Source organism: Izhakiella australiensis, from assembly GCF_002006995.1.
Taxonomy (GTDB): domain Bacteria; phylum Pseudomonadota; class Gammaproteobacteria; order Enterobacterales; family Enterobacteriaceae; genus Izhakiella; species Izhakiella australiensis.
Genome location: NZ_MRUL01000003.1, coordinates 38,324 through 55,272, shown reverse-complemented (window position 1 = coordinate 55,272; position 16,949 = coordinate 38,324). Strand labels below are relative to the sequence as shown.

Annotated in this window: 17 protein-coding genes; 16 read left to right on the top strand and 1 reads right to left on the bottom strand. The window is 56.0% G+C overall.

Translation table 11 applies throughout. The features are described 5' to 3' along the window. Positions 1-2 precede the first annotated feature (2 nt). The 16 genes from fabG to BTJ39_RS06150 all read left to right on the top strand — a co-directional run bounded on the left by fabG (position 3) and on the right by BTJ39_RS06150 (position 13,289). Entirely contained in the window at positions 3-737 is a 735-nt protein-coding gene (gene fabG, locus BTJ39_RS06225) for a 3-oxoacyl-ACP reductase FabG (RefSeq protein ID WP_078001821.1), read from the top strand. A 154-nt stretch (positions 738-891) separates the two neighbouring features. Then, the gene (gene acpP, locus BTJ39_RS06220) at positions 892-1,128 is read left to right on the top strand and encodes an acyl carrier protein (protein WP_078001820.1); all 237 of its coding nucleotides are present in this window, start codon (positions 892-894) and stop codon (positions 1,126-1,128) included. 90 nt (positions 1,129-1,218) lie between these two features. Further along, complete coding sequence (gene fabF / locus BTJ39_RS06215; protein WP_078001819.1) at positions 1,219-2,460, top strand: beta-ketoacyl-ACP synthase II; 1,242 nt, start codon at positions 1,219-1,221, stop codon at positions 2,458-2,460. A 140-nt stretch (positions 2,461-2,600) separates the two neighbouring features. After that, positions 2,601-3,410 (top strand): aminodeoxychorismate lyase, encoded by an 810-nt coding sequence (pabC, locus tag BTJ39_RS06210; protein WP_078001818.1) that lies wholly within the window; start codon positions 2,601-2,603, stop codon positions 3,408-3,410. 1 nt (position 3,411) lies between these two features. Then, positions 3,412-4,428, top strand: a complete 1,017-nt coding sequence (mltG, locus tag BTJ39_RS06205; protein WP_078001817.1) for an endolytic transglycosylase MltG — start codon at positions 3,412-3,414, stop codon at positions 4,426-4,428. Next, positions 4,418-5,050, top strand: coding sequence for a dTMP kinase (gene tmk, locus BTJ39_RS06200; RefSeq protein WP_078001816.1), 633 nt, complete (start codon positions 4,418-4,420; stop codon positions 5,048-5,050). The genes mltG and tmk overlap by 11 nt, the downstream gene beginning before the upstream one ends. Further along, the gene (holB, locus tag BTJ39_RS06195) at positions 5,047-6,042 is read left to right on the top strand and encodes a DNA polymerase III subunit delta' (RefSeq protein WP_078001815.1); all 996 of its coding nucleotides are present in this window, start codon (positions 5,047-5,049) and stop codon (positions 6,040-6,042) included. Before tmk ends, holB begins: the two co-directional genes overlap by 4 nt. Positions 6,043-6,044: 2 nt before the next feature. Further along, positions 6,045-6,860: a metal-dependent hydrolase gene (locus tag BTJ39_RS06190; protein ID WP_078001814.1), complete on the top strand. Its 816-nt coding sequence runs from the start codon at positions 6,045-6,047 to the stop codon at positions 6,858-6,860. Positions 6,861-7,048: 188 nt separating this feature from the next. Further along, positions 7,049-7,399: a purine nucleoside phosphoramidase gene (gene hinT / locus BTJ39_RS06185; protein WP_078001813.1), complete on the top strand. Its 351-nt coding sequence runs from the start codon at positions 7,049-7,051 to the stop codon at positions 7,397-7,399. Positions 7,400-7,415: 16 nt separating this feature from the next. Beyond that, on the top strand, positions 7,416-7,784 hold the full coding sequence (locus BTJ39_RS06180) for a YcfL family putative periplasmic lipoprotein (RefSeq protein ID WP_078001812.1): 369 nt from the start codon (positions 7,416-7,418) through the stop codon (positions 7,782-7,784). 11 nt (positions 7,785-7,795) lie between these two features. Then, positions 7,796-8,401, top strand: a complete 606-nt coding sequence (gene lpoB / locus BTJ39_RS06175; protein WP_422386013.1) for a penicillin-binding protein activator LpoB — start codon at positions 7,796-7,798, stop codon at positions 8,399-8,401. Continuing rightward, a complete protein-coding gene (locus tag BTJ39_RS06170; protein WP_096777695.1) occupies positions 8,388-9,236 on the top strand; it encodes a phosphotransferase in 849 nt (282 codons plus the stop codon). Before lpoB ends, BTJ39_RS06170 begins: the two co-directional genes overlap by 14 nt. Then, positions 9,237-10,277, top strand: a complete 1,041-nt coding sequence (gene nagZ, locus BTJ39_RS06165) for a beta-N-acetylhexosaminidase (RefSeq protein ID WP_078001811.1) — start codon at positions 9,237-9,239, stop codon at positions 10,275-10,277. Positions 10,278-10,316: 39 nt separating this feature from the next. Beyond that, complete coding sequence (ycfP, locus tag BTJ39_RS06160; protein WP_078001810.1) at positions 10,317-10,859, top strand: alpha/beta hydrolase YcfP; 543 nt, start codon at positions 10,317-10,319, stop codon at positions 10,857-10,859. A gap of 301 nt (positions 10,860-11,160) precedes the next feature. Next, positions 11,161-12,465, top strand: a complete 1,305-nt coding sequence (locus tag BTJ39_RS06155) for an NAD(P)/FAD-dependent oxidoreductase (protein ID WP_078001809.1) — start codon at positions 11,161-11,163, stop codon at positions 12,463-12,465. 284 nt (positions 12,466-12,749) lie between these two features. Next, positions 12,750-13,289: a glycine zipper 2TM domain-containing protein gene (locus tag BTJ39_RS06150; protein WP_078001808.1), complete on the top strand. Its 540-nt coding sequence runs from the start codon at positions 12,750-12,752 to the stop codon at positions 13,287-13,289. A 59-nt stretch (positions 13,290-13,348) separates the two neighbouring features. Here BTJ39_RS06150 and mfd read toward each other — a convergent pair whose 3' ends face one another. Continuing rightward, the gene (gene mfd, locus BTJ39_RS06145; protein ID WP_078001807.1) at positions 13,349-16,792 is read right to left on the bottom strand and encodes a transcription-repair coupling factor; all 3,444 of its coding nucleotides are present in this window, start codon (positions 16,790-16,792) and stop codon (positions 13,349-13,351) included. Positions 16,793-16,949: the final 157 nt, after the last annotated feature.

Below are 16,949 nucleotides of genomic sequence, written 5' to 3'. Positions count from 1 at the left end.
CCATGAGCTTTGATGGAAAAATAGCGCTGGTTACCGGCGCCAGTCGCGGTATTGGTCGCGCAATTGCTGAAACGCTGGTAGCACGCGGCGCAAAGGTCATTGGCACTGCAACCAGCGAAAGTGGCGCAAAGGCAATCAGTGATTATCTGGGCGATAACGGTGTCGGTCTGGCGCTTGACGTCACAGACAGCGCGTCAATTGACGGCGTACTGGAAAAAATTCGCGCTGAGTTTGGCGAAGTAGACATTTTAGTTAATAATGCAGGCATCACGCGTGACAATCTTCTCATGCGCATGAAAGACGAAGAGTGGCAGGATATCCTGAACACCAACCTTACGTCAGTTTTCCGCCTTTCCAAGGCGGTGATGCGTGCCATGATGAAGAAGCGTTCGGGCCGGATTATTACTATCGGCTCCGTCGTTGGCACCATGGGTAACGCGGGCCAGGCCAATTACGCCGCAGCAAAGGCGGGATTGATCGGGTTCAGCAAATCACTGGCGCGTGAAATTGCGTCACGGGGTATTACCGTTAACGTCGTGGCGCCAGGTTTTATTGAAACCGATATGACACGTGCATTGAATGAAGATCAGCGGGCAGGCATTCTGGCCGAAGTTCCGGCGGGGCGCCTCGGTGACCCTCGGGAAATCGCCAATGCCGTTGCATTTTTAGCCTCTGACGAGGCAGCGTACATCACTGGTGAGACGCTTCACGTCAATGGCGGAATGTATATGGTCTGATAATCACGAAATCTATTTGCGTTATTTGTGGTGATTCACGCAAAATAACGTCAAATCGTGGTTAGACCAGCCGGGATTTAGTTGCATCTTTTTCAACTTTTTATACACTACGAAAACCATCGCGAAAGCGAGTTTTGATAGGAAATTTAATAGTATGAGCGACATCGAACAACGCGTTAAGAAAATCATTGCTGAGCAGCTGGGCGTGAAAGAAGAAGAAGTGACTAACAGCGCTTCTTTCGTGGAAGATCTGGGCGCCGATTCTCTTGACACTGTTGAGCTGGTTATGGCTCTGGAAGAAGAGTTTGATATTGAGATTCCGGACGAAGAAGCAGAGAAGATCACTGACGTTCAGAAAGCGATGGATTACATCAACGCAGCTAAGCAATAAGTTAGTGAACTTCCCAGGCGGTCATTTGACCGCCTGAGTTTTATGCAGCGTCCCATATTATTCTAAGTTTACCCTCCCTGGAGGACGAACGTGTCTAAGCGTCGTGTAGTTGTGACCGGTCTTGGCATGTTGTCTCCTGTCGGCAATACCGTAGAGTCAACCTGGAGTGCTCTCCTTGCCGGACAGAGTGGCATCAGCCCGATCGACCATTTTGATACCAGTTCATATGCAACGCGTTTTGCAGGCCTGGTTAGAGATTTTAACTGTGATGACATCATCTCGCGCAAAGATCAGCGTAAGATGGATGCCTTCATTCAATATGGGATTGTTGCGGGCGTGCAGGCCATGCAGGATTCCGGTCTGGTTGTGACCGACGAAAACGCCGGGCGTATCGGTGCGGCAATTGGTTCCGGCATCGGTGGACTCGGGCTGATTGAAGAGAATCATAGCTCTCTGGTCAACGGCGGTCCGCGCAAAATCAGTCCGTTTTTCGTTCCTTCTACCATCGTTAATATGGTCGCAGGGCATTTGACGATTATGTATGGCCTGAAGGGACCGAGCATTTCCATCGCCACGGCCTGTACCACTGGCGTGCATAACATAGGTCATGCGGCGCGCATCATCGCTTATAACGATGCGGACGCGATGCTGGCCGGTGGTGCGGAAAAAGCCAGCACCCCACTGGGCGTTGGCGGCTTTGGCGCCGCGCGCGCGCTGTCTACGCGTAATGAAGACCCTCAGGCGGCCAGCCGCCCATGGGACAAAGACCGCGATGGCTTCGTGCTGGGTGATGGTGCCGGTATCCTGATGCTGGAAGAGTATGAGCACGCGAAAAAGCGTGGTGCCAAAATTTACGCTGAAGTCGTTGGTTTCGGCATGAGCAGCGATGCTTATCATATGACCTCGCCGCCGGAAAACGGCGCCGGCGCCGCGTTGGCGATGGTTAACGCCATTCGCGATGCGCAAATTAACCCTGAGCAGATCGGCTATATTAACGCCCACGGCACCTCAACGCCGGCCGGAGATATTGCTGAAGCCCAGGCGGTGAAATCCGTATTTGGCGCTGCCGCTGGTAAGGTGATGGTCAGCTCGACGAAATCGATGACCGGCCATTTGCTCGGCGCGGCCGGTGCGATTGAAGCCATATACTCGATTCTGGCGCTGCGTGATAACAGTATTCCGCCGACGATCAATCTGGATAATCCGGATGAGGGCTGCGACCTGGATTTTGTACCGCATACGGCACGTCAGGTTGATGCGCTGGAGTACACGCTGTGTAACTCCTTCGGCTTTGGTGGTACCAACGGCTCGCTTATCTTCCGGCGGGTTTAGTCGCTGCTTACCCGAAGTCATAAATCAGGGCCCGCCGCAGCGCGGGCCTTTTCATTTGCCAACAAATCCTTACCCTACAGGGATGACTCCTTCCTCCGGTGCGGGTACGCTTAGGCTAAAAGTACGACACGGGAAAGCCAATGATGCTGATTAACGGGGTTGCGCAACATCAGCTTGATGCCAGCGATCGCGCAATACAGTTTGGCGATGGCTGCTTTACCACCGCCAGAATACGCCGGGGAAAAGTGGTCTGGCACGAGGCGCATCTGGCGCGCCTTAAGCTGGCCTGTCAGCGGCTGATGATCGAGCAGACAGACTGGTCGCAACTTGACAGCGAGATGCGTACGCTGGCGTCGCAGCAGGATGATGCGGTGCTGAAAGTTATTATCACGCGCGGCGCCGGCGGCCGGGGTTACAGCATGGCCGGCTGCGGCTTACCAACGCGTATCCTCAGCTGCGCGCCTTATCCTGCCCATTATCCCGCTCTGCGTGAAAGGGGCGCCCGCCTGGCGCGGGTATCGACGCCGCTGGGGAGTAACCCCGTGCTGGCGGGGCTAAAGCACCTGAATCGTCTTGAACAGGTACTGATTCGCGCCGAGCTGGATGCAAAGCCAGCAGACGAAGCGCTGGTGCTTGACACTGAAGGTCGGCTGGTGGAATGCTGTGCGGCTAACCTGTTCTGGCGTAAGGGCACACAGCTTTTTACCCCCGATTTATCCCTCTGCGGCGTGGCCGGGCTTGCCCGTCAGCACCTGATACAGCAGGCGCAAACGCTGGGATGGCCGGTGGCATATGTGCGTCAGACGCCGGATGCACTGAGTGATGCCGACGAGGTGTTAATTTGTAACGCCCTGATGCCGCTGGTGCCGGTTATTCAGGCGGAGACATACCGTTATCAGTCCCGGGAATTTTACCATCAGCTGACGACAAACAACGACGAATGGAAATAACATGACGAAAAAGCGCAAAGTATTATGGAGCGCGCTGGTTGTGCTGGTCATTGCGACCGGCGGCGTTTACTGGAAGGTCAAACAGTTTGCGGCGTCACGATTGACGCTTAGCCAGGAGTTAATTTTTACGCTGCCCGCCGGCACCGGCCGGGTAGGGCTTGAAGATCTGCTTGAGCAGCAAAAGGTAATCGGTTCCGGTCCCTGGTTCGATCTGCTGTTGAAAATTGAGCCAGCCCTGGCGAAATTTAAAGCGGGAACCTACCGTTTTCAGCCGTCGATGACGGTGCGGGAAATGCTGGCGCTGCTGGTCAGCGGCAAAGAGGCGCAGTTCCCCATTCGCTTTGTCGAAGGTTCCCGACTGAGCGAATGGCTACAGCAGCTGCGGGCGGCACCCTATATTAAGCATACGCTTAAGCAGGATGATGCCGGGGCGGTAGAAAAAGCGCTTAATCTGAAAAACGGCGCCGAAGGCTGGTTCTATCCGGATACCTATTCCTATACCGCGAATACCAGCGATGTGGCGATCCTCAAGCGCGCTCATGAACGCATGAAGCAGATAGTGACCCCGCTGTGGGAGCAGCGCAAAGAAGGGTTGCCCTATGCTGACCCAACGGCAATGATAACCATGGCTTCGATCGTGGAAAAAGAGACGGCGCTGCCGGCGGAGCGCGCGCGCGTGGCGTCGGTGTTTATCAACCGGCTGCGGCTGGGGATGCGGCTGCAAACGGACCCGACGGTGATTTACGGTATGGGCGATAAATACAAAGGCATGCTAACGCGCAGCGATCTGGAAACGCCCAGCCCTTATAATACCTATACCATTAGCGGCCTGCCGCCCGGACCGATTGCGATGCCAGGTAAGGCTTCGCTGGAAGCCGCCGCGCATCCTGACACAACCGACTACCTTTATTTTGTCGCCGATGGTAAGGGTGGCCATACCTTTACCACCAATCTGGCCAGCCATAACCGCGCGGTAGATATCTGGCGGCAAATAGAAAAGGAAAAGCATGAAAAGTAAGTTTATTGTCATTGAAGGGCTGGAGGGCGCAGGTAAAACCACAGCCCGTGATGCGCTGGTGGCGGAACTGCAGCGTCACGGTATTACCGATCTGGTTTTTACCCGCGAACCGGGCGGTACGCCGCTGGCGGAAAAGCTGCGCGAGCTGATTAAACAGGGCATTGACGACGAGGTTATCAGCGACCGGGCCGAACTCCTGATGCTGTACGCCGCGCGCGTGCAGCTGGTAGAAAACGTGATTAAACCGGCGTTGGCGCGAGGCTGCTGGGTGATTGGCGATCGTCACGATCTCTCTTCGCAGGCTTATCAGGGAGGAGGGCGCTGCATGGACAGCGCGCTGATGACGACGCTGCGTCAGGCGGTGCTGGGGGATTTTACGCCGGATTTAACCCTTTATCTCGACGTTACGCCGGAAACCGGCCTGCAACGCGCGCGCGCGCGCGGTGCGCTGGACCGGATTGAGCAGGAATCGCTGAATTTCTTCCATCGCACCCGCGAGCGCTACCTGGCGCTGGCCGCTGCCGATGCTGATATCAGGACCATTGACGCCATGCAGCCGCTGGAGGCGGTAAGCGCGGATATTCGCCGCACCCTGGCGCAATGGCTGAAGGAACAGCAATGAATTGGTATCCCTGGCTGAACGCGCCTTACCGACAGCTGATTGAGCAGCATCGGCAGGGGCGAGCGCATCATGCGCTGCTGATACAGGCACAGCCGGGCATGGGTGAGGCGTCGCTGGTTTGGGGGATCAGCCGCTGGCTTATGTGCCAGCAGCGTGAAGGCCTGAAAAGCTGCGGCCGCTGCCACAGCTGCCAGCTGATGCAGGCATCCACGCATCCCGACTGGTACAAACTTAGCGCCGAACAGGGCAAAAGTTCGCTGGGGATCGATGCCGTGCGCCAGGTGGCGGAAAAGCTTTACCACCGTTCACAGCAGGGTGGAGAAAAAATCGTCTGGCTGCCGGATGCCGGTCAGCTGACGGAGGCCGCCGCTAATGCGCTGTTAAAAACGCTGGAAGAGCCGCCGGCTAATACCTGGTTTATTCTTTGCAGCCATCAGCCCGGACGCCTGCTGGCGACGCTACGCAGCCGCTGCATCTGTTGGCATCTGGCGCCGCCCGACGAGTCTTTCAGCCAGAATTGGTTGCAGAATCAAACGCAGAAAAGCGCGCAGGAAATCACCACGGCACTGCGTCTGAGCGGCGGAGCGCCGGCCGCGGCGCGCGATCTGCTACAGGATAAACCCTGGGCTGCCCGCCAGTCGCTGTGCCAGGGCCTGTATGACGGCCTGTCGCAGGATTTGTTAAGCCTGTTGAAGCATCTTAACTATGATGATGCGCCAGAACGCATTAGCTGGCTGAGCACTCTGCTGCTGGACGCGCTGAAATGGCAGCAGGGCGGCGAGATGGCGCTGGCTAATATTGATAGCCAGCCGCTGGTGGAACAGCTTGCCAGCCGTCTGCCGGCGAGCGTGTTGGATGAGAGTTTGCGCCAGTGGCTGCGCTGTCGCGAGCAGCTGCTCACCGTCACTGCCGTTAACCGCGAACTGCTGCTGACCGATCAATTATTACGCTGGGAGCAGCTGCTTGCTTCCAGCCCGCTACAGGGAAACTGACGATGTTCTTAGTTGACTCCCACTGCCATCTTGATGGCCTGGATTATGAAAACTTACACCATGATATCGATGATGTTCTGGCGAAAGCCGCCGCGCGTGACGTGAAGTTCTGCCTGGCGGTGGCGACGACGCTGCCGGGCTACCGGGCGATGGTGGAACAGATCGGCGAGCGGGCGAACGTAGCCTATTCCTGCGGGGTTCATCCGCTTAATCAGGATGAAGAATGGGATTTTAGCGAACTGCATCAGCTGGCGGCCGATCAGCGCGTGGTGGCGCTGGGAGAAACCGGGCTGGATTATTATTATCATCCGGAAACCCGTCCGCGCCAGCAGGCCTCTTTTCGTGAGCATATTCGCGTCGGCCGCCAATTAAACAAGCCGGTTATCGTGCATACCCGCGATGCGCGCGAAGATACTCTGGCACTGTTGCGCGAAGAGCGCGCCGATGAATGCGGCGGCGTTCTGCATTGTTTTACCGAAGATCGGCAAACCGCTGAACAATTGCTCGATCTGGGCTTTTATATCTCTTTTTCCGGCATCGTAACGTTTCGCAATGCAGAGGCGCTGCGCGATGCTGCGCGCTACGTACCGCTTGATCGCATGCTGGTAGAAACTGACTCGCCTTATCTGGCGCCGGTGCCGCATCGCGGCAAGCAGAACGAACCGGCCTTTACCCGCGACGTCGCCGAGTATATGGCGGTGTTAAAGGGCGTAAGCGTAGAGCAGCTGGCACGGGTAACCACAGAGAATTTTTCCCGACTGTTTCACGTTGCTCCGCAAAGGCTGGGGCTGAGCGCCGGTGGCCGATCATCCGACTGACGTCGACGGCGGCCTTTTCCGACTATGCTTAATGACTCACTATTGAATAATCCGGCGGCGCGCTAAAATACATTTTCCGCGCCTTAAGCCGGTTTTCAGCTTGAAAGAAAACAAATTTTTCGCTCATACTGACAGAATGAACCTACGGAAGTGTTTTCACATCCATTCTACCGCTAAGGATTTGCATCATGGCCGAAGAAACGATTTTCAGTAAAATCATTCGCCGCGAGATCCCCGCCGATATTATCTATCAGGACGAACTGGTGACGGCGTTTCGCGATATTTCACCGAGAGCGCCGACCCACATTCTGATTATCCCTAACGTTGAGGTGGAGACCAGTAACGATGTGCTGCCTGAGCATGAGGCGGCGCTGGGCCGTTTGTTTACCGTTGCGGCGAAAATAGCCCGTCAGGAAGGCATCGCCGAAGAGGGTTACCGGCTGATCGTTAACTGCAATAAGCACGGCGGTCAGGAAGTTTATCACATCCATATGCATCTGCTGGGCGGGCGTCCTTTAGGGCCGATGCTGGCTAACTGATCCGGAGCAAAATCCTATGCGCCTGGCCCTGCTTTCCCTGGTGATGCTACCGCTGCTGGTCGCCTGTAGCAGCGATCGCACCGTGATCAATACGTCGCAATCGCTGGTGATGGAGTCCGGCGTATTGTCTGCCGGTATTACAACTGACCAGCCCGCTATTTCAGAGAATAATGGCCAGCAGCAAGCCTCGGCAACGCTTTATAATGAGCAGGAGCATCCGGTGCGGGTCAATTATCGTTTCTACTGGTATGACGATAAAGGACTGCAAATCCTGCCCTTTGAAAAGCCTCGGCAAATTACGGTGCCGGCTCATGGCAAGGTCGACATTTCATCACTAACAGGGAATCTGACGGCCAGTAAGGTCAGACTTTATCTTTATCTTTGAGGGGGAAAGGCGTGGAAAAGCGTATAACCAGATTGGCCGGGTTGCTGTCGCTGTCATTGCTGCTTAGCGGCTGTATCGTTCAACAGCAAAAACCCGCACCCGTTGAGCCGACGCAGCCGACACCAACGCAGCCACCCGTTACGGCGCCTCAGGAACCACAGCAGCCTCAGCAGCCGCCCACCGTTCCTCAACCGCCTAAGCTCCAGACCCTTAACTGGGAGGCCAGCGTCCAGCCACTGATCGCGCAAATGTTGCATGCCGATGGCGTCACGCCCGGCAGCGTACTGCTGGTCGCCGGGACGCGCAACAACACCAATGGCAGCATCCAGTCAGCAAAAGTGACTAATGCGGTGGTCAGCGCGCTGAGCAATCAAAATCAGTTTAGCCTGGTGCCGCCGGAGCAGCTGCAGGCGGCGCGTCAAAGCCTCGGCCTGTCCGCTGAAGACAGCCTGTCTACGCGCAGTAAAGCCATCGGTATTGCCCGCGCGGCGAATGCGCAGTATGTGCTTTATACCACCGTCAATGGCGACGTGAAGAGTCCGACGCTGCAAATGCTGTTAATGCTGGTGCAGTCCGGCGAAATCGCCTGGTCTGGCAACGGCGTTGTACAAAACTGATCCCGCGCTGCAGCGCGTTATGCATCAGGTGTTTCCGGCGGCGCAGGCCGCCGGTTCTGTTTCCTCCCTGCACGGGCTGACCGGTCTGACTTATCAACTTGAGTGCGCCGGTCGCCCGCTGCTAGCGCGGCGTCAGCCAGAAGCAGGGCAGGAGATCCCCGGCGTTAATCGCCAGCGGGAATATCGTCTGCTGCGCAAGCTGTCTGCCGCCGACCTTGCTCCTGAACCGCTGGGCTGGCAATCGCCCTGGCTGCTGCTGGCGTGGACCCCGGGGGAGAACGCGGCAGAGATGCCGGGCGATAGCTTTGAGCAGCAGCTGCTGCCGCTATTGTGCCGCCTGCACCGTCAGCCGCCTGTTGGTGCTCCCCTTAATCTGCCGGCGTTGCTCTGGCGCTACTGGCAGCTTTGCCATCCGCGTGATAAAAGCGCCCGCTGGCTCAGGCAGTTGCGCCGGCTGACAAACCGGGGGGTGCCCTGTGCGCTGCGCAAGGCGCCCTTGCATCTGGATATTCACCGGGGAAATCTGCTGCAGACCCGCCAGGGCTTGCAGCTGATTGACTGGGAATATGCTGCTGATGGCGACGTGGCGCTGGAGCTTTGCATGCTGCAATATGGCGAGGTTATTACGCCCGCTGGCTGGGCGCGTTGGCTGCAGCGCTATGCCAGCGCAATGTCGCTCAATGCCGGGGTACTTTCGCAGCAGGTTGAACATTGGCGTCCCTGGGTGCGATTATTAATCGCCAGCTGGTACCAGCTACGCTACCAGCAGAGTCAGGATGGCGAATTAAAAATTCTGGCGCGCGAAGCCTGGCGTCAGATTGAAAAGTCACAATGAATGAAAGAGGTTGATGTGGGTCCGGTAATGCTAGATGTCTCCGGCTATGAGCTGGATGCCGAAGAGCGCGAAATGTTGCAACATCCGCTGGTCGGTGGGTTAATCCTGTTTGCTCGCAATTATCACGATCCGGCGCAGCTGCAGGCGTTAATCGCGCAGATACGTCAGGCTTCCCGTCAGCGGCTGGTGATCGCCGTCGATCAGGAAGGCGGGCGGGTACAGCGCTTTCGCGACGGCTTTACCACGCTGCCGGCCATGCAGTCATTTGCCGCGCTTTACCCGCAGCCACAAGCGCAACAGCTGGCTCAGGAGGCCGGCTGGCTGATGGCGGCGGAAATGACCGCGCTGGATATTGATATCAGCTTCGCACCGGTGCTGGATATCGGTCATATTTGTACGGCGATTGGCGACCGTTCATTTCATGAAACGCCGGCGATTGCCTTAGAAATGGCCCGTGCATTTATTGATGGTATGCACAGCGCCGGTATGAAATGCACCGGCAAACATTTTCCCGGTCACGGGGCAGTCACCGCCGATTCTCATAAAGAGACGCCGCGCGACGGCCGTGCTGCGGAACAAATTTTTAACCATGACATGACGATTTTTCGCCAGCTGATCGCAGAGCGCAAGCTGGATGCCATTATGCCGGCGCACGTTATTTATACTGATGTTGACCCGCGCCCCGCCAGCGGCTCTGAATACTGGCTACAGCAGGTGCTGCGCCAGCAGCTGAATTTTGACGGTGTTATTTTCTCTGATGATCTCTCTATGGAAGGCGCAGCCATTATGGGAAGCTATGCCGAGCGGGCAGCGGCATCCCTTAGCGCTGGCTGCGATATGATTCTGGTCTGTAATAATCGTCAGGGGGCGGTCAGCGTGCTGGATAATTTGCCGCAGATTAAGGCAGAGCGCGTCAGCGGGTTATATCATAGCGCGCGACATGACCGCCGACAGCTGCAGGAAAGCAGCCGTTGGAAAAGCGCCAGCGCAACGCTCAGCGATTTACAACAGCGCTGGCTGGAGTACAAAGCAGCCCGGTAGTGTTGATGCCGCCGGGGTGTATAGCATTGGAGGAAAGCAATGATTATCTATCTGCACGGTTTTGATGCCAATAGCCCCGGCAACCATGAAAAAGTACTTCAATTACAGTTCATCGATCCTGATGTGCGGCTGCTCAGCTACAGCAGCCGCCATCCAAAACATGATATGCAGCACCTGCTTAAAGAGACCGATAAAATGCTGCAGCTCAATGTCGATGAGCGACCGCTGATCTGCGGCGTTGGCCTGGGGGGCTACTGGGCTGAGCGAATTGGTTTTTTGTGCGACATCCGTCAGGTTATGTTTAATCCCAACCTGTGGCCGGTCGAGAACATGGTGGGAAAAATTGACCGCCCGGAAGAGTATCAGCATATCGCCACCAAATGCGTCAGCAATTTTCGCGAAAAAAACCGCGACCGCTGTCTGGTGGTTCTCTCGCGCCAGGATGAAGCGCTGGACAGCGCGCGCAGTGCTGAAGAACTGCATCCCTTCTATGAAATCATCTGGGATAATGACGCCGGACATAAATTCAAAAATATCTCTCCCCATTTACAGCGTATTAAAGCCTTCAAAACCCTTGGTTAACGCCCGTAACCGCGGGCGGGCTAATGACGCCGCGCCGCCTGTGTATCGCGTCCCGCGTGCTTTACCGTGCGGGACCCCTTGTTTCAGCCTGGCCGGTATTTTTCAAGCCTGAAAGCGCCCGTAAAGTCGTATTAATCTGAGTTATCAGCAATAAAGTTTGACCTGCGTCAATATTTGTACCCGTAGACAACGCCGCGTGATATTCTCCTCCCAGCTTGCGATTTAATGTCGCCAACCCTATGTTTAGTAAGGATATTTTTAACCTTTACTTAACTGTTGATTTACATTTCAAGGGGGTCGTTTGACTACAACTATGAAAAAAATAGTAATTATCGGCGGGGGAGCCGGTGGTCTGGAGCTGGCAACCCAGCTCGGAGACAAATTAGGCCGGAAGAAAAAAGCAGAAATTACCCTGGTGGATCGCAATCACAGCCATCTGTGGAAACCATTACTGCATGAGGTCGCCACCGGTTCACTGGATGAAGGCCTGGACGCGATAAGCTATCTGGCTCATGCGCGCAACCATCACTTCCTGTTTCAGCTAGGCACGCTTACCGATATCAATCGCGAAAGCAAATCATTACAGCTGGCTGAAATCCGTGATGAACAGGGCGAGCTGCTGGTTCCCGCCCGCGAGCTGCCCTACGATACGCTGATTATGGCGCTGGGCAGCGCGTCGAATGATTTCGGCACGCCGGGGGTAAAAGAAAATTGTATTTTCCTCGATAACCCACACCAGGCGCGGCGTTTCCACAATGAAATGCTGAATCTGTTTTTGAAATTCTCCGCCAGCAACGGGGCGCGTGAAAGGGTTAATATCGCCATCGTCGGCGGCGGCGCCACCGGCGTTGAACTCTCGGCAGAGCTGCATAACGCGGTTAAAGAGTTGCACAGCTACGGCTATCGGGGACTGGATAACCGGGCGCTGAACGTCACGCTAGTCGAAGCTGGCGAGCGCATTTTGCCGGCGCTGCCGCCGCGCATTTCGGCCGCTGCCCATCAGGAGCTAACCAAGCTGGGGGTGCGGGTATTAACCAAAACCATGGTGACCAGCGCCGATAGCCACGGTATGCATACTCAATCGGAAGAATTTATCGAGGCTGACCTGATGGTATGGGCGGCGGGTATTAAGGCGCCGGACTTTATGAAGGATATCGGCGGCCTGGAAACTAATCGTATTAATCAGCTGGTGGTGACGCCGACGCTGCAGACCAGCCGCGATCCGGCTATCTATGCCATTGGCGACTGTGCTTCCTGCCAGCTGCCTGACGGTAAGTTTGTACCGCCGCGCGCTCAGTCAGCCCACCAGATGGCTTCCTGCGTACTGGCCAACATACTGGCCGATATGAAGGGCGGCAGCATGAAAGCGTACGTCTATAAAGACCATGGCTCGCTGGTTTCTCTTTCCCGATTCAGTACCGTTGGCAGTCTGATGGGCAATCTGACCAAAGGCTCTATGATGATCGAGGGGCGAATTGCGCGTTTTGTCTACATTTCACTCTACCGTATGCACCAGATTGCGCTGCACGGTTACTTTAAGACCGGCTTAATGATGCTGGTGGGCAGTCTTAACCGTGTTATCCGGCCCCGGCTGAAATTACATTAATTATCAATGTGACCACTTGTGACGTGGTCACAAAATTTTATATTAAAAAGCAATATCTTAAGTTAACGTGTGACATTGTCACTTATATTAAGAGTCCTCTGAAAACCAGTTTTTCTTATCATCTTCTATGTATTTCCTCCCTTTTTCTTATAGCTCGCCTTAACAATTTCTTTCAAAATTTTGCTAAATACAGCGACGCGTCGCGCACGTCGGGTAGCCAACACCAGGACCATAGAGTTCGGAAGGCCATAATGCGCGGTAACTGTTTTTTCAGGAGGTTCCCTGTGAACAAATCAATGTTGGCGGGAATTGGAATCGGTGTCGCAGCGGCGCTGGGCGTTGCGGCTGTCGCAGGCATGAATGTTTTCGATCGCGGCCCTCAATACGCTCAGGTGCTCTCCGCAACACCCATTAAAGAGACAATTAAAAATCCACGTCAGGAATGCCGTAACGTCACCCTGACCCATCGCCGGCCAGTTCGTGATGAAAACCGCATTGCCGGATCGGTGCTGGGAGCGGTAGCAGGCGGCGTGCTGGGCCATCAGATTGGCGGTGGACGCGGTCGTGATGTCGCAACCGTTGCCGGCGCGCTGGGCGGTGGCTATGCCGGTAACCAAGTTCAGGGCTATATGCAAAATAGTGATACTTACACGACGCGTGAGCAGCGCTGTAAGACGGTCTACGACAAGCAGGATAAAATGTTGGGTTATGATGTGACCTATAAAATTGGTAACGAGCAGGGCAAAATCCGCATGGACAAAGACCCCGGCACCCGTATACCGATCGACAGCAACGGTCAGCTGGTGATCAACGATCAGGCATGATTTCAGCAGGGCGAAGGCTCAGCACAGCATCGCCGCCGGTTTCCCGGCGGCTTTTTTATTTATTCAGCCAGCAAAGGCATGTCATTTAGCAGGGTTTGCAGCCATTCCATGCGCACCTTGCGCTCGGTCAGGTCGCGGATAAATTTGAGCCGCGTCGGACCGTCCAGTTTCCACTGCGCAGGATCTTTTTGCAGCAGACCAATGAGCCAGTTTGGATCGACATTGTTTTTTGCCGCGAACTCGATGTAACCCCCTTTATCGCTGGCCTCAATACGGCGGATGCCGATACGCTGCGCCGTCAGACGCAACGCCGCGCAATCAAGCAGGTTACGGGCGGCATCAGGCAGTTTGCCAAAGCGGTCAATCAACTCTACCTTCAGCTCATTGAGCTCGGACTCCGTTGCCGCGCTGGCGATGCGTTTATACAGCGACAGCCGGGTATTCACATCGGGTATGTAGTCATCCGGCAGCAGCGCAGGCATGCGCAGCTCAACGTCGGTCTGATTGTTGATAAGATCTTCCAGCGACGGTTCGCGCCCGTCTTTCAGCGCCTCAACGGCGTTCTCCAGGAGTTCCATATAGAGCGAAAAGCCAATGCTTTCCATCTGGCCGCTCTGGCCTTTGCCCAGCAGCTCGCCCGCGCCGCGTATTTCCAGATCATGGGTTGCCAGCGCAAAGCCGGCGCCCAGATCCTCAAGGCTGGCGATGGCTTCCAGCCGCTTATGGGCATCAGCGGTCATAGCTTTCGGATGGGGCGTCAGCAGCCAGGCATAGGCCTGGTGGTGAGAGCGACCAACGCGTCCGCGCAGCTGATGGAGCTGAGCCAGACCGAAGTGATCGGCACGCTCAATAATGATGGTATTGGCGGTGGGAATATCAATCCCGGTTTCGATGATGGTGGTACATACCAGCACGTTGAAACGCTGGTGGTGAAAATCATTCATCACCCGTTCAAGGTCACGCTCGCGCATCTGACCATGACCCACGGCGACGCGGGCCTCCGGCACCAGATCGGCCAGGCGCTTAGCGGCCTTGTCGATGTTTTCCACATCGTTATACAGATAGTAAACCTGGCCGCCGCGCAGCACCTCACGCAGGATAGCCTCGCGCACCACGAGCGCATCATACTCGCGCACAAAGGTTTTTACCGCCAGGCGACGGGCGGGCGGCGTAGCGATAATCGACAGATCGCGGATGCCACTCATGGCCATATTAAGCGTGCGTGGGATCGGCGTCGCGGTCAGCGTCAGAATATCGACGTCGGCGCGCATGGCTTTGATTCGCTCTTTGTGCCGCACGCCAAAGCGGTGTTCTTCATCGACGATCAGCAGGCCGAGATCGCGCCACTTAATATCGCTTTGCAGCAGCTTATGGGTGCCGATGAGAATATCGATCTTGCCTTCGGCCGCCGCCTCTAATACCTGACTTTGCTCTTTGGCGCTGCGAAAGCGCGACAGCACTTCAATACGCACCGGCCAGTTGGCAAAGCGGTCACGGAAGTTTTCATAGTGCTGCTGAGCAAGCAATGTGGTTGGCACCAGTACCGCAACCTGCTTGCTGTTTTCTACCGCCAGGAACGCGGCACGCATCGCCACCTCCGTTTTGCCAAAGCCGACGTCGCCGCATACCAGACGATCCATTGCCAGCGGCTGGCACATATCGCTCAGTACCGCGTTGATGGTCTGAGTCTGATCGATGGTTGCCTCAAACGGGAAGCCTTCGCAAAATAGCTGGTATTGCTGTTTGTCGTGCTTAAAGGCAAAGCCGGGCTTGGCGGCGCGCTGGGCATAAATATCCAGCAGTTCAGCCGCCACATCGCGGACTTTTTCCGCCGCCTTTTGCCGGGCGCGCTGCCAGGCATCGCTACCCAGCTTATGCAGCGGTGCATTTTCTTCCGCGCCGCCAGCGTAGCGGCTGATCAGATGCAGCGATGAAACCGGCACGTAGAGCTTCGCATCGCCTGCGTAAGAGAGCATCAGATATTCTGCTTTGACGCCGCCGGTTTCCAGGGTCGTCAGGCCGTTGTAGCGTCCTACACCGTGTTCAAGATGTACTACCGGCTGGCCGGGGCGCAGTTCCGCGAGGTTGCGGATAAGCACGTCGGGATTAATGGTGCGGCGATTATCCTGACGTCGGCGATTGACGCGTTCGCCCAGCAGGTCGCCTTCACAAATCAGCGCGCGCTGGCGTTCGGCATCGATAAAGCCCTGCTCGCTGGCGCCCAGCATCAGCCAGTGTCCGTGCTGACCTGCATCGTCGATATGATCCAGCGCCTGCGGGCGCAGTTTGATGCGCGCCAGCAGCTCCTGCAACGTTTCACGCCGTCCTTCCGATTCCACCGAGAAGATCACCGCGCCGTCAAACTGCTCGATAAACTGACGCAGCGCATCCAGCGGCGCTTTGGCCTGCGGCTCAACCGCCAGCGGCGGTAGCGGCCGGTAATCGAGGTTGGTCACGCCGCCGCGCTGCTCAAGGGTTTGCTGACTAAGCTGAATGCGCGGCCACTTTTTCAGACCGGCAAAAAGCTGATCGGTTTTCAGCCACAGGCTCTCCGGGACCAGCAGCGGGCGCATCGGATCGACTCGCCGGCTTTCGTAGCGCGAGGTGACGTCCAGCCAGAAGCGGTCGGCGCTACTCTCAAGATCGCTACAGCAGATCAGCAGCGTATTGGCGGGCAGGTAGCTGAACAGGTCGGACAGGGGCTGTTCAAAAAACAGCGGTTGCCAGTATTCGATGCCGGCAGGAAGCGTGCCTTTACTGACCTGCTGATAAACATGCTCCGCGTCGCGCCTGACGTCAAAGTGTTCGCGCCAGCGGCTGCGAAACAGCTCAATGGCGTTTTTATCGGTTGGAAATTCGTGGGCCGGCAGCAGGTTAATTGCCGGAACTTCTTCCAGCGTACGTTGAGTATCAACATCGAACAGGCGCAGGCTGTCAATTTCGTCATCAAAAAAATCAATGCGATAAGGCTGTTCACTGCCCATCGGGAATAGATCAAGCAGCGCGCCGCGAGTGGCGTACTCACCATGTTCCATCACCTGATCAACATGCCGGTAGCCCGCCTGGTCGAGCTGCGTTATGAGCCGGTCACGAGCCACAGCCTGGCCTTTTTCCATCACCAGTGCATGGCCGTGCAGATAGCTGTGGGGACAGACGCGCTGCATCAGGGTATTGACCGGTAAAATCAGCAGGCCGCTCTTTAGCGTGGGGAGCTGATACAGAGTTGCCAGGCGCGAAGAAATAATTTCCTGATGGGGAGAAAAGCTGTCGAAAGGGAGGGTTTCCCAGTCTGACAGGCTGAAAACGGGCTGTTGGCTAAACTGGCTGATTTCGTCCTGCAGCCGCAGAGCGCTTTGCATATCCGGCGTAATCAGCAGCGCGGGTCCATCATGACGAGTGAGTATTTCTGCGCATTCTACCGCGCTGGCAGCGCCGGTGAGCTGCCCTAGCTGGCGGGTGTCGCCAGCTTTTACCGGCAAGGTATAACGATTTTTTTGTGGCATAGTCAGTTAAGCGATCTCTTCTCTGAATGGAGAGCGGTACAAACCTTTTCAGATCAGGCAATAAGCATACCGGCGGGAGTTTACGCAACTTCCGCCCGGCGGTCCAGTCTGGTCAATGTGGCTTGTTGCTGTTGGCTAACCTCAGTGTATCGCTATT